Annotated in this window: 15 protein-coding genes; 10 read left to right on the top strand and 5 right to left on the bottom strand. The window is 70.1% G+C overall.

All coding sequences use genetic code 11. From position 1 onward, the window contains the following. Positions 1-260: 260 nt before the first annotated feature. The 7 genes from ABZ192_RS31245 (at position 261) to pstB (ending at position 8,556) form a co-directional block, all read left to right on the top strand. A complete protein-coding gene (locus tag ABZ192_RS31245) occupies positions 261-2,627 on the top strand; it encodes an RNA degradosome polyphosphate kinase (protein ID WP_356927832.1) in 2,367 nt (788 codons plus the stop codon). Next, the gene (locus ABZ192_RS31250) at positions 2,608-3,756 is read left to right on the top strand and encodes a CHAD domain-containing protein (RefSeq protein ID WP_356927833.1); all 1,149 of its coding nucleotides are present in this window, start codon (positions 2,608-2,610) and stop codon (positions 3,754-3,756) included. The genes ABZ192_RS31245 and ABZ192_RS31250 overlap by 20 nt, the downstream gene beginning before the upstream one ends. Beyond that, complete coding sequence (locus ABZ192_RS31255; protein ID WP_356927834.1) at positions 3,753-4,214, top strand: NUDIX hydrolase; 462 nt, start codon at positions 3,753-3,755, stop codon at positions 4,212-4,214. The genes ABZ192_RS31250 and ABZ192_RS31255 overlap by 4 nt, the downstream gene beginning before the upstream one ends. Positions 4,215-4,453: 239 nt before the next feature. Next, positions 4,454-5,575, top strand: a complete 1,122-nt coding sequence (gene pstS, locus ABZ192_RS31260; protein ID WP_356927835.1) for a phosphate ABC transporter substrate-binding protein PstS — start codon at positions 4,454-4,456, stop codon at positions 5,573-5,575. Between the two features lie 103 nt (positions 5,576-5,678). Beyond that, positions 5,679-6,680 (top strand): phosphate ABC transporter permease subunit PstC, encoded by a 1,002-nt coding sequence (gene pstC, locus ABZ192_RS31265; protein WP_037666928.1) that lies wholly within the window; start codon positions 5,679-5,681, stop codon positions 6,678-6,680. Further along, on the top strand, positions 6,677-7,735 hold the full coding sequence (pstA, locus tag ABZ192_RS31270; protein ID WP_356927836.1) for a phosphate ABC transporter permease PstA: 1,059 nt from the start codon (positions 6,677-6,679) through the stop codon (positions 7,733-7,735). The genes pstC and pstA overlap by 4 nt, the downstream gene beginning before the upstream one ends. Before the next feature lie 44 nt (positions 7,736-7,779). Next, complete coding sequence (pstB, locus tag ABZ192_RS31275) at positions 7,780-8,556, top strand: phosphate ABC transporter ATP-binding protein PstB (RefSeq protein ID WP_356927837.1); 777 nt, start codon at positions 7,780-7,782, stop codon at positions 8,554-8,556. Between the two features lie 239 nt (positions 8,557-8,795). Here pstB and ABZ192_RS31280 read toward each other — a convergent pair whose 3' ends face one another. Both ABZ192_RS31280 and ABZ192_RS31285 read right to left on the bottom strand, forming a co-directional pair. Further along, positions 8,796-9,794: an inorganic phosphate transporter gene (locus ABZ192_RS31280; RefSeq protein ID WP_356927838.1), complete on the bottom strand. Its 999-nt coding sequence runs from the start codon at positions 9,792-9,794 to the stop codon at positions 8,796-8,798. 7 nt (positions 9,795-9,801) lie between these two features. After that, positions 9,802-10,422 (bottom strand): DUF47 family protein, encoded by a 621-nt coding sequence (locus tag ABZ192_RS31285; RefSeq protein ID WP_059418711.1) that lies wholly within the window; start codon positions 10,420-10,422, stop codon positions 9,802-9,804. 245 nt (positions 10,423-10,667) lie between these two features. On the opposite strand from ABZ192_RS31285, the gene ABZ192_RS31290 reads away from it, so the two are divergent. After that, positions 10,668-11,045, top strand: coding sequence for a metal-sensitive transcriptional regulator (locus tag ABZ192_RS31290; RefSeq protein WP_356927839.1), 378 nt, complete (start codon positions 10,668-10,670; stop codon positions 11,043-11,045). A 17-nt stretch (positions 11,046-11,062) separates the two neighbouring features. Here ABZ192_RS31290 and ABZ192_RS31295 read toward each other — a convergent pair whose 3' ends face one another. Beyond that, on the bottom strand, positions 11,063-11,233 hold the full coding sequence (locus ABZ192_RS31295; protein ID WP_356927861.1) for a hypothetical protein: 171 nt from the start codon (positions 11,231-11,233) through the stop codon (positions 11,063-11,065). Positions 11,234-11,324: 91 nt separating this feature from the next. Beyond that, positions 11,325-12,173 (bottom strand): hypothetical protein, encoded by an 849-nt coding sequence (locus ABZ192_RS31300; RefSeq protein WP_356927840.1) that lies wholly within the window; start codon positions 12,171-12,173, stop codon positions 11,325-11,327. Positions 12,174-12,311: 138 nt separating this feature from the next. Between ABZ192_RS31300 and ABZ192_RS31305 the strand changes: the two genes are divergently transcribed. Both ABZ192_RS31305 and ABZ192_RS31310 read left to right on the top strand, forming a co-directional pair. Then, positions 12,312-12,482 carry a hypothetical protein gene (locus tag ABZ192_RS31305; protein WP_356927841.1) on the top strand — a complete coding sequence of 57 codons (171 nt, stop codon included), beginning with the start codon at positions 12,312-12,314 and terminating at the stop codon, positions 12,480-12,482. An 85-nt stretch (positions 12,483-12,567) separates the two neighbouring features. Next, a complete protein-coding gene (locus ABZ192_RS31310) occupies positions 12,568-14,112 on the top strand; it encodes an FAD-binding oxidoreductase (RefSeq protein WP_356927842.1) in 1,545 nt (514 codons plus the stop codon). 182 nt (positions 14,113-14,294) lie between these two features. Here ABZ192_RS31310 and ABZ192_RS31315 read toward each other — a convergent pair whose 3' ends face one another. Beyond that, positions 14,295-15,008 (bottom strand): phosphatase PAP2 family protein, encoded by a 714-nt coding sequence (locus ABZ192_RS31315; protein WP_356927843.1) that lies wholly within the window; start codon positions 15,006-15,008, stop codon positions 14,295-14,297. Between the last annotated feature and the right edge of the window lie 25 nt (positions 15,009-15,033).

A 15,033-nucleotide genomic window follows, 5' to 3' on the forward strand; every position in this document is an offset into this window, starting at 1 on the left:
CGAACGCGCGGCCCGCCCCGACCCAGGGACGAACGCGCGGCCCGCCCCGACCCAGGGACGAACGCGCGGCCCGCCCCGACCCAGGGACGAACGCGCGGCCCGCCCCGACCCAGGGACGAACGCGGGAACCGTCCACAGCCTGTGGACGGCCCGCGCATGGCCCGGCCGCCCTCTCCGAGACCCCCGCGAGCCGCCCCGCGCTATCCCACACGTCATGTCTCCGTAACCATCGATTCAGACGAGCTTGCGAGGCTCGGCCAATGACTCCCGCCGTGCCAGAGCCTTCACCGCCCCCAGAGGGGCCTGGGGGGAACGGGACCACTCATGTGACGCCCCCGCTCCCGCCCGCGCTTTCCGACGCGCCCGTGATGCTCGCGGCGCGGAAGAATGGGGCCATGAGCCAGCCGAACACCCAGGCACAGGTCCAGCACGCGCAGCCCTCCGTGGGCTCCATCGCAGCCCACCGCCCGCACACCATCGCGGCGGCCGTCTCCGACCTCGAACCCGACATCGACGCCGACCTCGACGCGTACGAGGAGTCGCAGGTCGACGGCGTCCAGCTGCCACAGGGGCGCTTCCTCGACCGGGAGCGCAGCTGGCTCGCGTTCAACGAGCGGGTTCTCGAACTCGCCGAGGACCCGAACACGCCCCTGCTGGAGCGGGCCAACTTCCTCGCGATCTTCGCCAGCAACCTGGACGAGTTCTTCATGGTCCGCGTGGCCGGCCTGAAGCGCCGTATCGCCACCGGCGTCGCCACCCGCTCCGCCTCCGGTCTCCAGCCCCGCGAGGTGCTGGAGATGATCTGGGCCCGCTCCCGCGAGATCATGGCCCGGCACGCCGCCTGCTACCACGAGGACGTCGCCCCCGCACTCGCGGAGGAGGGCATCCACCTGGTCCGCTGGAGCGAGCTCCAGGAGAAGGAGCAGGCTCGCCTGTTCACCCTGTTCCGGCACCAGATCTTCCCCGTCCTGACCCCGCTCGCGGTCGACCCGGCCCACCCCTTCCCGTACATCTCCGGCCTGTCCCTGAACCTGGCCGTCGTCGTCCGGAACCCGGTCACGGGCCACAAGCACTTCGCCCGCGTCAAGGTGCCGCCGCTGCTGTCCCGCTTCCTGGAGAGCTCCCCGGGCCGCTACGTCCCCATCGAGGACGTCATCGCCGCCCACCTGGAAGAGCTGTTCCCGGGCATGGAGGTGCTGGAGCACCACGCCTTCCGCCTCACCAGGAACGAGGACCTGGAGGTCGAGGAGGACGACGCCGAGAACCTGCTCCAGGCGCTGGAGAAGGAGCTCATGCGGCGCCGCTTCGGGCCGCCGGTGCGCCTGGAGGTCGAGGAGTCCATCGACCGCGAGGTCCTGGACCTCCTCGTGCGCGAGCTGAAGATCAGCGAGGCCGAGGTGTACCCGCTGCCGGGCCCGCTGGACCTCACGGGCCTGTTCCGGATCGCCTCCCTGGACCGGCCGGAGCTGAAGTACCGCAAGTTCGTCGCCGGCACCCACCGCGACCTCGCCGAGGTGGAGTCCGCGTCCGCGCCGGACATCTTCGCCGCCCTGCGCGAGCGGGACGTCCTGCTGCACCACCCGTACGACTCGTTCTCCACCTCCGTCCAGGCCTTCCTGGAGCAGGCGGCCGGCGACCCGGACGTCCTCGCGATCAAGCAGACCCTGTACCGGACCTCGGGCGACTCCCCCATAGTCGACGCGCTCATCGAGGCCGCCGAGACCGGCAAGCAGGTCCTGGTCCTGGTCGAGATCAAGGCCCGCTTCGACGAGCACGCCAACATCAAGTGGGCGCGCAAGCTGGAGGAGGCCGGCTGCCACGTGGTCTACGGCCTGGTCGGCCTGAAGACGCACTGCAAGCTCTCCCTGGTGGTCCGCCAGGAGGGCGAGACGCTCCGCCGCTACAGCCACGTCGGCACCGGCAACTACCACCCGAAGACGGCCCGCCTCTACGAGGACCTCGGCCTGCTCACGGCCGACCCGCAGGTCGGCGCCGACCTCTCGGACCTCTTCAACCGCCTCTCCGGCTACTCCCGCCGCGAGACCTACCGCCGCCTCCTGGTGGCCCCCAAGTCGCTGCGCGACGGCCTGGTCTCGCGCATCACCAAGGAGATCCAGCACCACCGCGCCGGACGGCCCGCGTACGTCCGCATCAAGGTCAACTCGATGGTCGACGAGGCCGTCATCGACGCCTGCTACCGCGCGGCCCAGGCGGGCGTGCCGGTGGACGTGTGGGTGCGCGGCATCTGCGCGCTGCGCCCGGGCGTGGCGGGCCTGTCGGAGAACATCCGGGTCCGCTCCATCCTCGGCCGCTTCCTGGAGCACTCCCGTGTCTTCGCCTTCGGCAACGGCGGCGAGCCCGAGATCTGGTTCGGCAGCGCCGACATGATGCACCGCAACCTCGACCGCCGGATAGAAGCCCTGGTCCGGGTCACCGACCCGGCCCACCGGGCGGCCCTGAACCGGCTGCTGGAGACCGGCATGTCCGACGCCACCGCCTCCTGGCACCTCGGCCCGGACGGCGACTGGACCCGGCATGCGACCGACGCGGACGGCCAGCCCCTGCGCAACGTCCAGGAGATGCTCATAGACGCCCGGAGGCGCCGGCGTGGCACAGCAACACCTTGACCCGACGGACCCCCTGGCCGGGCCCGCCCCCACCGGGGACACCCTCGCGGGTTACCTGCGGGCCCAGGCCACGGAGTTCCTCCGCGCGCTGCGCCTGCACCGGGAGACCGGTTCCGGGGCGAACGGCTCGGAGGGGTCCGTCGAGGCGGCCCGCGCCCTGCGCCGCTCGGCCCGCCGCATCAGCGCCAGCCTGCACACGTTCCAGCCCCTCCTCGACACGGACTGGTGCGAGGGCATGCGCCCCGAACTGGCCTGGGTCTCGGGCACCCTGGCCATGGAACACGCGTACACGGCCCGCCTGGAACGCCTACTGAACGCCTTGCACCGCTTGTCAGGCTCCACGGCGCTGCCCGCCCAGCCCACAGGCCCAGCCGATGCCGACGTAGCTGCGGGCAGTCGTGCCGCTGGGGCGGCACCCGTCCCACAGCGGGCGGCACCTCGTCGCGCCGAGCTGCGCAACCCCCCGCCCCCAGCACAAGAACGCAGCAACCTCACAGTCGGCGCAGCAAAAGCCGGCGCCCTACTCGACCGCCAACTGAACCTCGCCCGCACCCGAGCCCACTCCACCGCCCTCCAAGCCCTAGGCTCCAGCCGCTTCCACGCCATCGCGGACAAGGTCGCCGTCCTGGCCAGCGAGGTCCCGCTCAACACCTCCGCGGCCACCACAGACCTCCGCCCCCTCGCCACCGCCGCGAAGGACCGCCTCACCGACGCCGTGACCGCCCTCCCCCTCGTCACCGCGGGCCACCCGTACAACGCCGCCGCGCTCATCCACGGCCTGTCCCCGGACACGGTCCCGCACCCGCAGGACGCCCCTTGGCACCAGGTCCGCCTGCTCCTGCGCCTGCACCGCTACGCCCGCGAAGCCGTCAGCGGCCCGAAGGGCAACGCCGTCGTCGACCTGCGCCTGCTCTCCGCAGGCCAGGCGCTGAACCGCCACCGCGACGCCTCGGAGGCGGCGGCAGCGGCGGCCCAGGCGGCGCGCACCCCCCGGATCGCTCCGGCCACGGCCTATGCCCTCGGCGTGCTCCACGCCGACCAGCGGCACGAGGTGGAGGCGGCACGCTTCGCGTTCCAGCAGGCCTGGCAGGAGGAGAAGGCAGCGGCGGAGGCGGTGAGCACCCGGTGACTTCGGGTTCCGGCTCCCCCGGGTCCGGGGACACCACCGTGCAGGCGGCCGGCTGCGTCCTGTGGCGCCGCTCCCCCGTCACCGGCGAGCTGGAGCTCTGCCTCGTGCACCGGCCGAAATACGACGACTGGTCCTGGCCGAAGGGCAAGCTGAAGCGCGGCGAGGAGCCGCTCTCCGGCGCCCTGCGCGAGGTGGCCGAGGAGACGGGCTGCCGGGCCGAGCCGGGCGCCGAGCTGCCCACCCAGCGCTACCGGGCGGACGGCCGCCCCAAGCAGGTCCGCTACTGGGCGGCCGAGGCGGTGTCCTGCACGTTCACCCCGACCGACGAGGTGGACCGGCTGCTGTGGCTGACACCTGTCGCCGCCCGCGCCCACCTCACCCAGCCCCACGACCGCACCTTGGTCGACGCGCTGCTCGCCGTGCTGGACCCGCCACAACAGGCCGGAAAAGCGGACTGAACCCTTCAGGTCCGGAAAGCGGAACCCGCACGTGCTCTCCCCGTGAGCATTCCGTGACCTAACCGCACCTTAGGCAGGGGTTCACCCCTCGTTCATTTGTGTCCTTCGGCGCCTTCATCTGATCTGCCTAATTTCGGCCGTGCCAGATGCGAGCCGCGCCTGTTGTGCGCGGGCTCGTCCAGCGACACCCAGACTTCGCACGCCGCCGATCAGGACGGCGGCTCCTGGAAGGAACTCAAGTGAAGCTTCAGCGCATGAACCGGCGGGCCCTCGCTCTCGGTGCTCTCGCCGTCTCCGGCGCCCTGGCCCTCACGGCGTGCGGCTCGGACGAGACCGGCAACCCGGGCGGAGGCTCCTCCAACGCCGCCGCGCCGAGCAACATCAAGTGTGACGACGCCTCGGGCCAGGTCCTCGCCGACGGCTCCTCCGCGCAGAAGAACGCGGTCGACGCCTGGGTGAAGCAGTTCTCGGCGGCCTGCCAGGTGGAGATCAACTACAAGGCCGGCGGTTCCGGTGCCGGTGTCACCGCGTTCACGCAGGGCCAGGTCCCCTGGGCCGGTTCGGACTCGGCCCTGAAGCCCGACGAGGTCGCCGCCTCCAAGAAGATCTGCTCCGGCGGCCAGGGCATCGACCTGCCGATGGTCGGCGGCCCCATCGCCGTCGGTTACAACGTCCCGGGCGTCGACAAGCTCGTCCTGGACTCGTCGACGATCGCCAAGATCTTCGACAGCAAGATCACCAACTGGAACGACCCGGCGATCGCGAAGCTGAACCCCGACGCGAAGCTGCCCAACCTGAAGATCCAGGCGTTCCACCGCTCGGACGAGTCCGGCACCACGGACAACTTCACCAAGTACCTGATCGCCACCGCCAAGAAGGACTTCCCCTACGAGGGCGGCAAGGCCTGGCAGGCCAAGGGCGGCCAGTCCGCTCCGCAGTCCTCCGGTGTCGCCGCGCAGGTCAAGCAGACCGCCGGCGCGATCGGCTACTTCGAGCTGTCGTACGCCAAGGACGGCATCAAGACCGTCGCCATCGACACCGGCGCCGACAAGCCGGTCGAGGCGACCGTCGACAACGCCACCAAGGCGATCGCGGAGGCCAAGGTCGTCGGCACCGGCAAGGACCTCGCGCTGAAGCTGAACTACGGGACCAAGGCCGAGGGCGCCTACCCGATGGTCCTGGTGACGTACGAGATCGTCTGCGACAAGGGCAACAAGGCCGAGACCCTGCCCGCGGTCAAGGCGTTCCTGCGCTACGCGGCGTCCGAGGACGGCCAGAAGATCCTCGCCGAGAACGACTACGCGCCCATGCCCGAAGAGATCATCACCAAGGTTCGCACGACCGTCGAGAGCCTGAGCTGACCTGAGTGCGGTCCGGTCCCCCCAGCGGGGCCGGACCGCACCGTCCGGTGCACCGCCGCCAAGGGCCGCACAGCACGTGCGGTTCCGCAGACCGGAGAACCTGATGGACACAACACAGATAGCTGACGCACCTCCCCCCACGCAGCCGCCCACGGCCGAGCAGAAGCGCGCGGCCCGGGGCGCCACCCGGCCCGGAGACCGGATCTTCCTCGGTCTGTCCCGTGGCTCGGGCATTCTGCTGCTGGTGATCATGGCCGCGATCGCGGGCTTCCTCACCTACCGCGCCGTCCTCGCCATCAGCAAGGACGACGGCAACTTCCTGACCACCTTCGAGTGGAACACCGGTGTCAACCCGCCGGTCTTCGGCATCGCGGTCCTGGCCTACGGCACGATCGTCTCCTCGATCATCGCCATGGTCATCGCGGTCCCGGTCTCGGTCGCCATCGCGCTGTTCCTCACGCACTACGCCCCGCGCCGGCTGCGCGGCCCCATCGCCTACGTGATCGACCTGCTGGCCGCCGTGCCGTCCATCGTCTACGGCCTGTGGGGCGCCCTGGTCCTCGTCCCGCACATGAACGGCCTCTTCGGCTGGCTGAACGACTACCTCGGCTGGACCGGCGTCTTCTCCTGGCAGGGCGGCGCCGCGCGCTCCATGCTCACCGTGGGCATCCTGCTCGCGATCATGATCCTGCCGATCATCACCAACGTGAGCCGCGAGGTCTTCCGCCAGGTCCCGCAGATGCACGAGGAGGCCGCCCTGGCGCTCGGCGCCACCCGCTGGGAAGTGATCCGCATGGCGGTCATCCCCTTCGGCCGCTCCGGTGTCATCTCGGCCTCGATGCTCGGTCTCGGCCGCGCCCTCGGCGAGACGATGGCCGTCGCCACCGTGCTCTCGCCCGACTTCCTGATCCACACCAGCCTGCTCGACCCGGGCGGCGGCACCTTCGCCCAGAACATCGCCAGCAAGTTCAGCGAGGCCACCGAGTTCGGCCGTGACGCGCTGATCGCCTCCGGTCTGGTCCTGTTCGTCATCACCCTGCTGGTCAACGGCGCGGCCCGCGCGATCATCGCCCGCCGCAAGGAGTACTCGGGGGCCAACGCATGAGCACCACACCCTCCCTCGCCGCCAAGCGCCCCAGCACCCTGCGCGGCGGCCATCTGCCCAAGTGGGCCCCGTGGGCCATCGCCGCCGGATCCGTCGCCCTCGGACTCGGCATCAGCGCCGCCGCCGGCCTGCACAGCAGCGTCCAGTGGGCGCTGATCGCCGCGATCGTGTACGTCCTCGGTACGTACGTCATCGCGGCCCGGGTCGAGAACCGCCGCCAGGCCAAGGACCGCGTGGTCACCTCGCTGGTGTGGGTCGCGTTCCTGCTCGCCGTGGTGCCGCTGGCCTCGCTGGTGTGGTCGACCGTCAAGCGCGGCCTGAAGGTCTTCGACCTCTACTTCCTGACCCACTCCATGGGCGTGGTCGCCGACTCGGAGACGGGCGGCGGCATCTACCACGCCATTCTCGGCACGCTGGAGCAGGTCGGCCTCGCCACGCTGATCGCCGCGCCGGTCGGCGTGCTCACCGCGATCTACCTGGTGGAGTACGGGCGCGGCAACCTCGCTCGGGCCGTCACCTTCTTCGTCGACGTCATGACCGGCATCCCGTCGATCGTCGCCGGCCTGTTCATCCTCAGCCTCATGCTGATGTTCGATCTGGAGCCCTTCGGCTTCGCCGGGTCACTCGCCCTCGCGATCCTGATGATGCCGGTCGTCGTCCGCTCCACGGAGGAGATGCTCAAGCTCGTCCCGAACGAGCTGCGCGAAGCCTCCCTCGCGCTCGGCGTGCCCAAGTGGCGCACCATCCTGAAGGTGGTCCTGCCGACCTCGCTCGGCGGCATCACCACCGGCATCATGCTGTCCATCGCCCGCATCGCCGGCGAGACCGCGCCCGTGCTGCTGCTGGTGTTCGGCAGCAAGTTCATCAACGCCAACCCCTTCGAGGGCGCGCAGGCGTCGCTCCCGCTGTACATCTACCAGCAGTACGGATCGGGCGAGGTCACGGCGTACGACCGCGCCTGGGCGGCGTCGCTCACCCTGATCGCCTTCGTGATGATCCTGAACCTGGTGGCCCGCGGCATAGCCCGCTGGAAGGCGCCCAAGACCGGTCGCTGACGCGGCCACAGCGACTGATCTGACTGTCTGGAAGTGAAGTAATCATGGCCAAGCGAATCGACGTAAGCGGACTGACCGCCTACTACGGCGCCCACAAGGCGATCGAGGACATCTCGATGACCGTCGAGCCGCGCTCGGTGACGGCGTTCATCGGCCCGTCCGGATGCGGCAAGTCGACGTTCCTGCGCACCCTGAACCGTATGCACGAGGTGACGTCCGGCGGCCGGGTCGAGGGCAAGGTGCTCCTCGACGACGAGGACCTCTACGGCACGGGCATCGACCCGGTGTCGGTGCGCCGCGAGGTCGGCATGGTGTTCCAGCGCCCGAACCCGTTCCCCACGATGTCGATCTTCGACAACGTGGCGGCGGGCCTGCGCCTGAACGGCAACTACAAGAAGAGCGAGCTGAGCGACATCGTCGAGAAGTCGCTCAAGGGCGCGAACCTCTGGAACGAGGTCAAGGACCGCCTGAACAAGCCCGGCTCGGGCCTCTCCGGCGGCCAGCAGCAGCGTCTGTGCATCGCCCGGGCGATCGCGGTGGAGCCGAACGTCCTGCTCATGGACGAGCCCTGCTCGGCCCTGGACCCGATCTCCACCCTCGCCATCGAGGACCTGATCGGCGAACTGAAGGAACGCTTCACGATCGTCATCGTGACGCACAACATGCAGCAGGCGGCGCGCGTCTCCGACCGCACGGCGTTCTTCAACCTCGCGGCGGTCGGCCAGCCCGGCAAGCTCATCGAGATCGACGACACGGAGCGCATCTTCTCCAACCCGTCGGTCCAGGCCACGGAGGACTACATCTCCGGCCGCTTCGGCTGAGCCGCCCCTCGCCAGACCCCTCGCGGTGCTGCATGGCGGTGCCACCGCGAGGCCGAAAAGGGCCCGCCCCTACTCCCAGGGGCGGGCCCGTTCGCGTCGCCGAGCTGCGGGCAGTCGTGCCTCCCCCAGTGCCTTAAGGGCCTGGGAGGTACCCCCAGGGCGGCACGGGCGGGCGCAGCGGCACCCCGCTCCGCCGGGCTGCGCAACGCCCCGGCCTGAGCACCAACGCCCAGCACCACCTACAGGAACGCCAGATTCACGACCCAGAACGACACCGCGGCCACCAACGCAGCAGCCGGCATCGTGATGAACCACCCCAGGATGATGTTCTTGGCGACACCCCACCGCACGGCATTCACGCGCTTGGTCGCCCCAACCCCCATGATCGCCGACGTGATGACATGCGTCGTCGAAATCGGCGCCTTGAACAGGAACGCCGTGGCGAACATGATCGACGCCCCCGTCGTCTCCGCCGCGAACCCCTGCGGCGGATCCAGCTCGATGATCTTCCGCCCCAGCGTCCGCATGATCCGCCACCCACCGGCATACGTGCCCAGCGACAGCATCACCGCACAGGCGATCTTCACCCACACCGGAATCGGATCGCCGTAGTCCTCGACATCGGCGATGACGAGCGCCATCACCACGATGCCCATCGTCTTCTGCGCGTCCTGAAGGCCGTGCCCCAGCGCCATCCCGGCCGCCGAGACGGTCTGCGCTATGCGGAACCCGCGCTTGGCCTTGTGCGGGTTCGCCTTCCGGAATATCCACATGATCGCGGTCATCACGAGGTAGCCGGCCAGCAGACCGACCACCGGGGAGATGAACATGGGGATGACGACCTTCTCCAGCACCCCGTGCCAGTAGACCGTCGTCCCACCGGCGAGCGCCGCCCCCACCATGCCGCCGAACAGCGCGTGCGAGGAGGAAGAGGGGAGTCCGAAGTACCAGGTGATGAGGTTCCAGACGATCGCCCCCACCAGCGCGGCGAAGAGGATGCCCATCCCCTTCGACCCGGTCGGTGTCTGGATCAGCCCCTCGCTGACGGTCTTGGCGACGCCGGAGCCCATGAACGCACCGGCGAGGTTCATCACCGCGGCCATGGCCAGCGCGGCCTTCGGCGTCAGCGCCCGCGTCGACACGGACGTGGCGATCGCGTTCGCCGAGTCGTGGAAACCGTTGGTGTACGTGAAGAAGAGCGCGACCGCGATGGTCACGACCAGAGCAAAGGTGTCCATGAAGGGCTCAGGACTCCTTGACGGCGATGGTCTCCACCGTGTTCGCCACGTGCTCGAACGCGTCCGCCGCTTCCTCCAGCACGTCCACGATCTGCTTCAGCTTGAGGACCTCCATGGCGTCGTACTTGCCGTTGAAGAGGTGCGCGAGCAGCTTGCGGTGGATCTGGTCGGCCTGGTTCTCCAGCCGGTTGACCTCGATCCAGTACTCGGTGAGGTTCTCCATCGTCCGCAGGTGCGGCATCGCCTCGGCCGTCAGTTCGGCCGCGCGCGCCAGCACCTCGATCTGCTGGTCGACGCCCTTGGGCAGTTCCTCGACGTTGTAGAGGACGACCAGGTCGACGGCCTCCTCCATGAAGTCCATGATGTCGTCGAGGGACGAGGCGAGGGAGTAGATGTCCTCGCGATCGAACGGCGTGATGAACGAGGAGTTCAGCTGGTGGAAGATCGCGTGCGTGGCGTCGTCACCTGCGTGTTCCGCTGCCCGCATACGCTCTGCGATCTCGGCCCGGGCGGAAGCGTCCGCCCCGAGCAGTTCCATCAGGAGTTTCGAGCCCGTGACGATGTTGTCCGCGGATGCGGCGAACATGTCGTAGAAGCTCGTCTCCCTGGGGGTCAGACGAAAGCGCACGTGGGGTCCTCGGCTTGCTTCGGTTTCGGTCAGGCTGATGCTAGGCGCATCATTCGGCCACGGCTATCGGGCCGCCCACCAGTGTCGCCCATCAGGCACAGTGATGAGCACGGGGGCGGTCCAAGGGCCGTATACCCCGCAAAGTTCGGTACCATATACCCACTAGGGGTATATGTCGGCGCAGAGCCCACATATGTCGGCGCAGAGCCCACATATGTCGGCGCACAGCCCACCAGGAGGACGCGATGACCGACGTGACCGACGTTACGAATGCCGGGGATGTCACGGATGTCACGGATGTCACCGCCGGAGCGGAGGTCGTGACCGACCACGACCGGGGCGTGCACGGGTACCACAAGCAGAAGGACGAGCACCTCAAACGCCTGCGCCGCATCGAGGGGCAGATCCGCGGCCTGCAGCGGATGGTCGACGAGGACGTCTACTGCATCGACATACTCACCCAGGTCTCCGCCTCCACCAAGGCCCTGCAGTCCTTCGCCCTGCAACTGCTGGAGGAACACCTGCGCCACTGCGTCGCCGACGCCGCGAGCAAGGGCGGCGACGAGATCGACGCGAAGGTGAAGGAGGCGACCCAGGCGATCGCCCGCATGCTGCGGACCTGAGCCGGGCCTCTACCTGTTCAGCGCCTGGAGGCGTCGCGCTCCTCGGCCACTTTCAGCACCTCGTCGATGCTCTCCAGGCTGAGCCGCTCCTCGTCGGCGGCCGAGGCCGCGATGATCAGCTCCCCGCACAGCTCGATCTCGGCGAGGGCCACGTGGTCCTGAACTGCCGTACCGCCGACCGGAGCCACGTGCATCACCTCGTCTCTGCCGTTACCGACTTCCTAGAGTAGGGAGCGGCCTACACACCGCGCATGGCACGGACGGGCTAGTTCGCGCCGGTCACTCCTCGGCGATCTTGCCCGCGTAGATGTCGTCGGTGTCCGGCAGCCGTACGCGCACCGAGGCCCCGAAATCGTAGAGCAACGTGGTCGAGGCGACGGCCACGGGGCTCTTCTGCCCGCCCACGAAACTGAAGCGGTGCCGCACCTTGCGGATCCGCCCCTCGTCGTCGAGGTAGACGTCGAACGGCACTTCGGCCGTGGCGAACCCTTTCGCCGCCGCGTTGAGGGACGCCTTGTTGCCGTCGGAGGCCTTCTTCGCGGCGGCGCCGAGATCCGCCGTGCCCCGGTAGTGCCGCACCCCGGTGCCCGCGACCTCGGTCCGACCCACGAACGTCGCCGCCCGCGTCCCGCGCAGCACCTCGGCCGCCGTGAACGGATCGGTGGCCCCACCGGTGACGAGGTTCCCGTCGGACAGGGTCCGCGTCTCCACCCGTACCCACTTGTCCGGGGGCACACCGGCGCCCCGGTTCTTCATGAAGAGCGCTCCCGGCGCGAGCAGTTCGGTGATGGGCCGGCGCTCGGCGGCCCCCGCGGGATCCTGCGGCAGCAGCACCTTCAGCCGCCCCATCCGCTGCCGGTAGTCGTAGACCCCCGCGCCCCGGATGGTCACCCGGGTCCCGCCCGCGGCCATCTCCATCGACGTACGGGTCTTCGAACTCCCCGCCTCCACCAGCCGGTCCGCGGCCCGGCGCAGTACGACGACCGCGTCCCCGCCAGGGGCGTCCCCGGCCACCGCGTCACCGCCCGCGCACCCGCCGGCTCCCAGCCCCACCCCGGCCATGACCCCGGCCGCGACGACCGCCGCACCCGTCCGCCCGCGCCGCCGTTCCCGCTGCCGCCCAGTCATCGCCTGCCTACCCCCAGCCGGTACGTCCGTCACGGGCCCCCTTGTTGTTCGGGTTAACGACCGGTATGTGCCCCCGTCACGCGAGCCCGCGGCAGCCGGCATACGAAGCCTTTACCCGCGCTGGGTAACGTGGGCGCCGTGGCGCAGCAGGACGGGCTGGAAGCTCCCCCCAACCTCCCGGAACACCGCACGACGACACAGGACAAGGGCCGCTTCTGCATGGCCCGCTGCACCTGCGGCTGGTACGGCCCGGCCAGACGAGCGAGGAGCCAGGCACGCACGGACGCGGAGAACCACCGGGCCGGCTGACGCGGTCGTCGCCGGGCGGCGGGCTCCGTGTGGAACCCTCGCCCTCACCACCCCGTCTCCCACGACGGAACCACCGGGAGGCCCCATGGAACGGCGTACATTCCTCGCAGTCGGCACGGCGGGCGTCGCCGCGGCCGCAACCCCCCTCACCGCCGCCTGCACGACATCGGACACCCGCGCCAGGACCACGGCCACCGCCAGAACCGCCGCCACGAAGAGCACCGCCGCCGACTGGTCCGCCCTCGCACGCGACCTCGACGGGCCCCTCGTCCGCCCGGGCGACACCGACTGGAAGACGGCCCGGCAGCTCTACAACACCCGTTTCGACACGCTCAAGCCCGCCGCGGTCGCGTACGTGTCCCACCCGGACGACATCCGCACCGCACTGGCCTACGCCCGCGGCCACGCGCTGCGCGTGGCGATCCGCAACGGCGGCCACTCCTACGCCGGCTGGTCCTCCGGCGACGGCCGCCTGATCATCGACGTCTCGAAGCTCAACCGCGTCCGTGCCTCCGGCAACACGGCGGTGGTCGGCGCCGGCGCCAAACTCATCGACGTCTACCGCGCGCTGGCCGCGAAGGGAGTCACGATCCCCGCCGGCTCCTGCCCCACCGTCGGCGTCTCCGGCCTCACCCTCGGCGGCGGACACGGAGTGGTCTCCCGCGCCTACGGCCTGACCTGCGACAGCCTCACCCGGGCCACGCTGATCACCGCGGACGGCAAGCAGCTCACCGCCGACGCCCGCGAGCACAAGGACCTCTTCTGGGCCCTGCGCGGCGCCGGCAACGGCAACTTCGGCGTGGTGACGGAACTGCACTTCAAGACCCACCCGGCCCCCCAGGGCGTCTCGGCGTACCTGTCCTGGCCCGGGTCGAAGGCGGCCGCGGTGGTGAAGGCCTGGCAGGAGTGGGGCCCCTCACAGCCCGACGAGATCTGGTCCTCCCTCCACCTGGCGAACGCCGCCGGCGGCAACCCGACCGTCTCCGTCGCGGCCTTCTCCCTCGGCACCTACGGCGAGCTGAAGAACGCGGTCGACCGCCTCGCCGACCGCGTCGGCGCCCCGGCGAGCAGCGTCTCCCTGCGGCGCCGCTCGTACGAGGAGTCGATGGAGGTGTACGCCGGCTGCTCCTCGTTCCCGACGGACGCCCAGTGCCATCTGCCCGGCTCGACCCCGGGCCGTTCCCCGAAGGGTGCGCTGGGCCGCGAGACGTACGCCGCGGCGTCGGACTTCTTCGACCGCTCCCTGTCCGCGGCCGGCATCCGCACCCTGCTCTCCCAGATCAGGTCGGTACGCGGCGGCACGGGCAGCATCGCCCTCACGGCCCTCGGCGGCGCGGTGAACCGGGTCTCCCCGACCTCCACGGCCTTCGTCCACCGCCGCTCCCGCATGCTGGCCCAGTACATCGCCGCCTGGCGCCCGGGCACGACGGGCACCACGGCCCGCGACTGGCTGGCCTCCGCCCACAAGTCCATGCGCCCGTACGCCTCAGGAGCGGCCTACCAGAACTACACGGACCCGACCCTGACCAACTGGCGCAAGGCGTACTACGGCGACGCGGCCCCCCGCCTCACAAAACTGAAGAACGAATACGACCCGAACCGCTTCTTCACGTACCCGCAGGCGCTATAAGCGCCCAGCTACGGGCACTCATGCCGCCACCGCTGCGGGCAGGCAGTGGTGCCGCTCAGCTGCGGGCGCGCGCGCCGCCGCCGCTGCGGGCAGTCGTGCCGCTGGGGCGGCACGGGTGGGCGCAGCGGCACCCCGCTCCGCCGGGCTGCGCAACGCCCCGCCCCCGGCCCCAACGCCGAGCACTAAGCAGCAAGGTCCCTCTCGGACGCCCCGGCCCGCTCACTCCGCGCCCCGGGAACCACCGCATCAGCCCCGTCCCCAGCACCCCCGCGCCCACGAGCCCGCACCAGCCACCCCACCCGAGGCGACCGCTCAACCGCCCGCACAACAGGCGTCAACAACGCCATCGCCACCGGCGACAACAGCAACGCCACAGCCGTCCCCAGCGCGAACCCGCCCACGACATCCGTCGGGTAGTGCACGCCCATGTAGACGCGAATGAACCCGCCGAACACGGCCAGCACCAACGCGACCAGCCCGAACTTCCGGTTCGCCACGAACAGTCCGACCGCCATCGCCATGACGATCGTCGCGTGGTCGCTCACAAACGAGTAGTCGTTCTTGCCGCTGACGAGCACCTCGAGCCCCTGATGGTCGAGGAACGGCCGTGGCCGCTCCACGAACCCCCGTATCGGCACGTTGACCAGCACGGCGATCCCCGCCGCGAGCGGCGCCCAGACCAGCGCCGCGACAGAGGACGCCGCGTCCTCCTCGCCCCGGCGCCGCACGGACCACCAGCACCAGAGCACGAGCAGGACGATGGCGAGCAACAACCCGTACTCGCCGACGAACTCCATGACCCGGTCGAACCACGGCGGCGCGTCCTTGGCCAGGCCATTGATGTCATAGAGCAGGTCGACGTCGGGGTTCGACCCGGATGCGGCGAGTCCAGCCATGATGCTGCGGCCCCTTCGTCGTCTC

Source organism: Streptomyces sp. NPDC006235, from assembly GCF_040613735.1.
Taxonomy (GTDB): Bacteria; Actinomycetota; Actinomycetes; order Streptomycetales; family Streptomycetaceae; genus Streptomyces.

Bases quoted from the DNA above. Each gene is read 5' to 3' on its own strand.
- ABZ192_RS31315 (WP_356927843.1), bottom strand. From the start codon at position 15,008: ATGGCTGGACTCGCCGCATCCGGGTCGAACCCCGACGTCGACCTGCTC.
- ABZ192_RS31245 (WP_356927832.1), top strand. From the start codon at position 261: ATGACTCCCGCCGTGCCAGAGCCTTCACCGCCCCCAGAGGGGCCTGGG.
- ABZ192_RS31280 (WP_356927838.1), bottom strand. From the start codon at position 9,794: ATGGACACCTTTGCTCTGGTCGTGACCATCGCGGTCGCGCTCTTCTTC.
- ABZ192_RS31310 (WP_356927842.1), top strand. From the start codon at position 12,568: ATGGAACGGCGTACATTCCTCGCAGTCGGCACGGCGGGCGTCGCCGCG.
- ABZ192_RS31300 (WP_356927840.1), bottom strand. From the start codon at position 12,173: ATGACTGGGCGGCAGCGGGAACGGCGGCGCGGGCGGACGGGTGCGGCG.
- pstB (WP_356927837.1), top strand. From the start codon at position 7,780: ATGGCCAAGCGAATCGACGTAAGCGGACTGACCGCCTACTACGGCGCC.
- pstA (WP_356927836.1), top strand. From the start codon at position 6,677: ATGAGCACCACACCCTCCCTCGCCGCCAAGCGCCCCAGCACCCTGCGC.
- pstC (WP_037666928.1), top strand. From the start codon at position 5,679: ATGGACACAACACAGATAGCTGACGCACCTCCCCCCACGCAGCCGCCC.
- ABZ192_RS31290 (WP_356927839.1), top strand. From the start codon at position 10,668: ATGACCGACGTGACCGACGTTACGAATGCCGGGGATGTCACGGATGTC.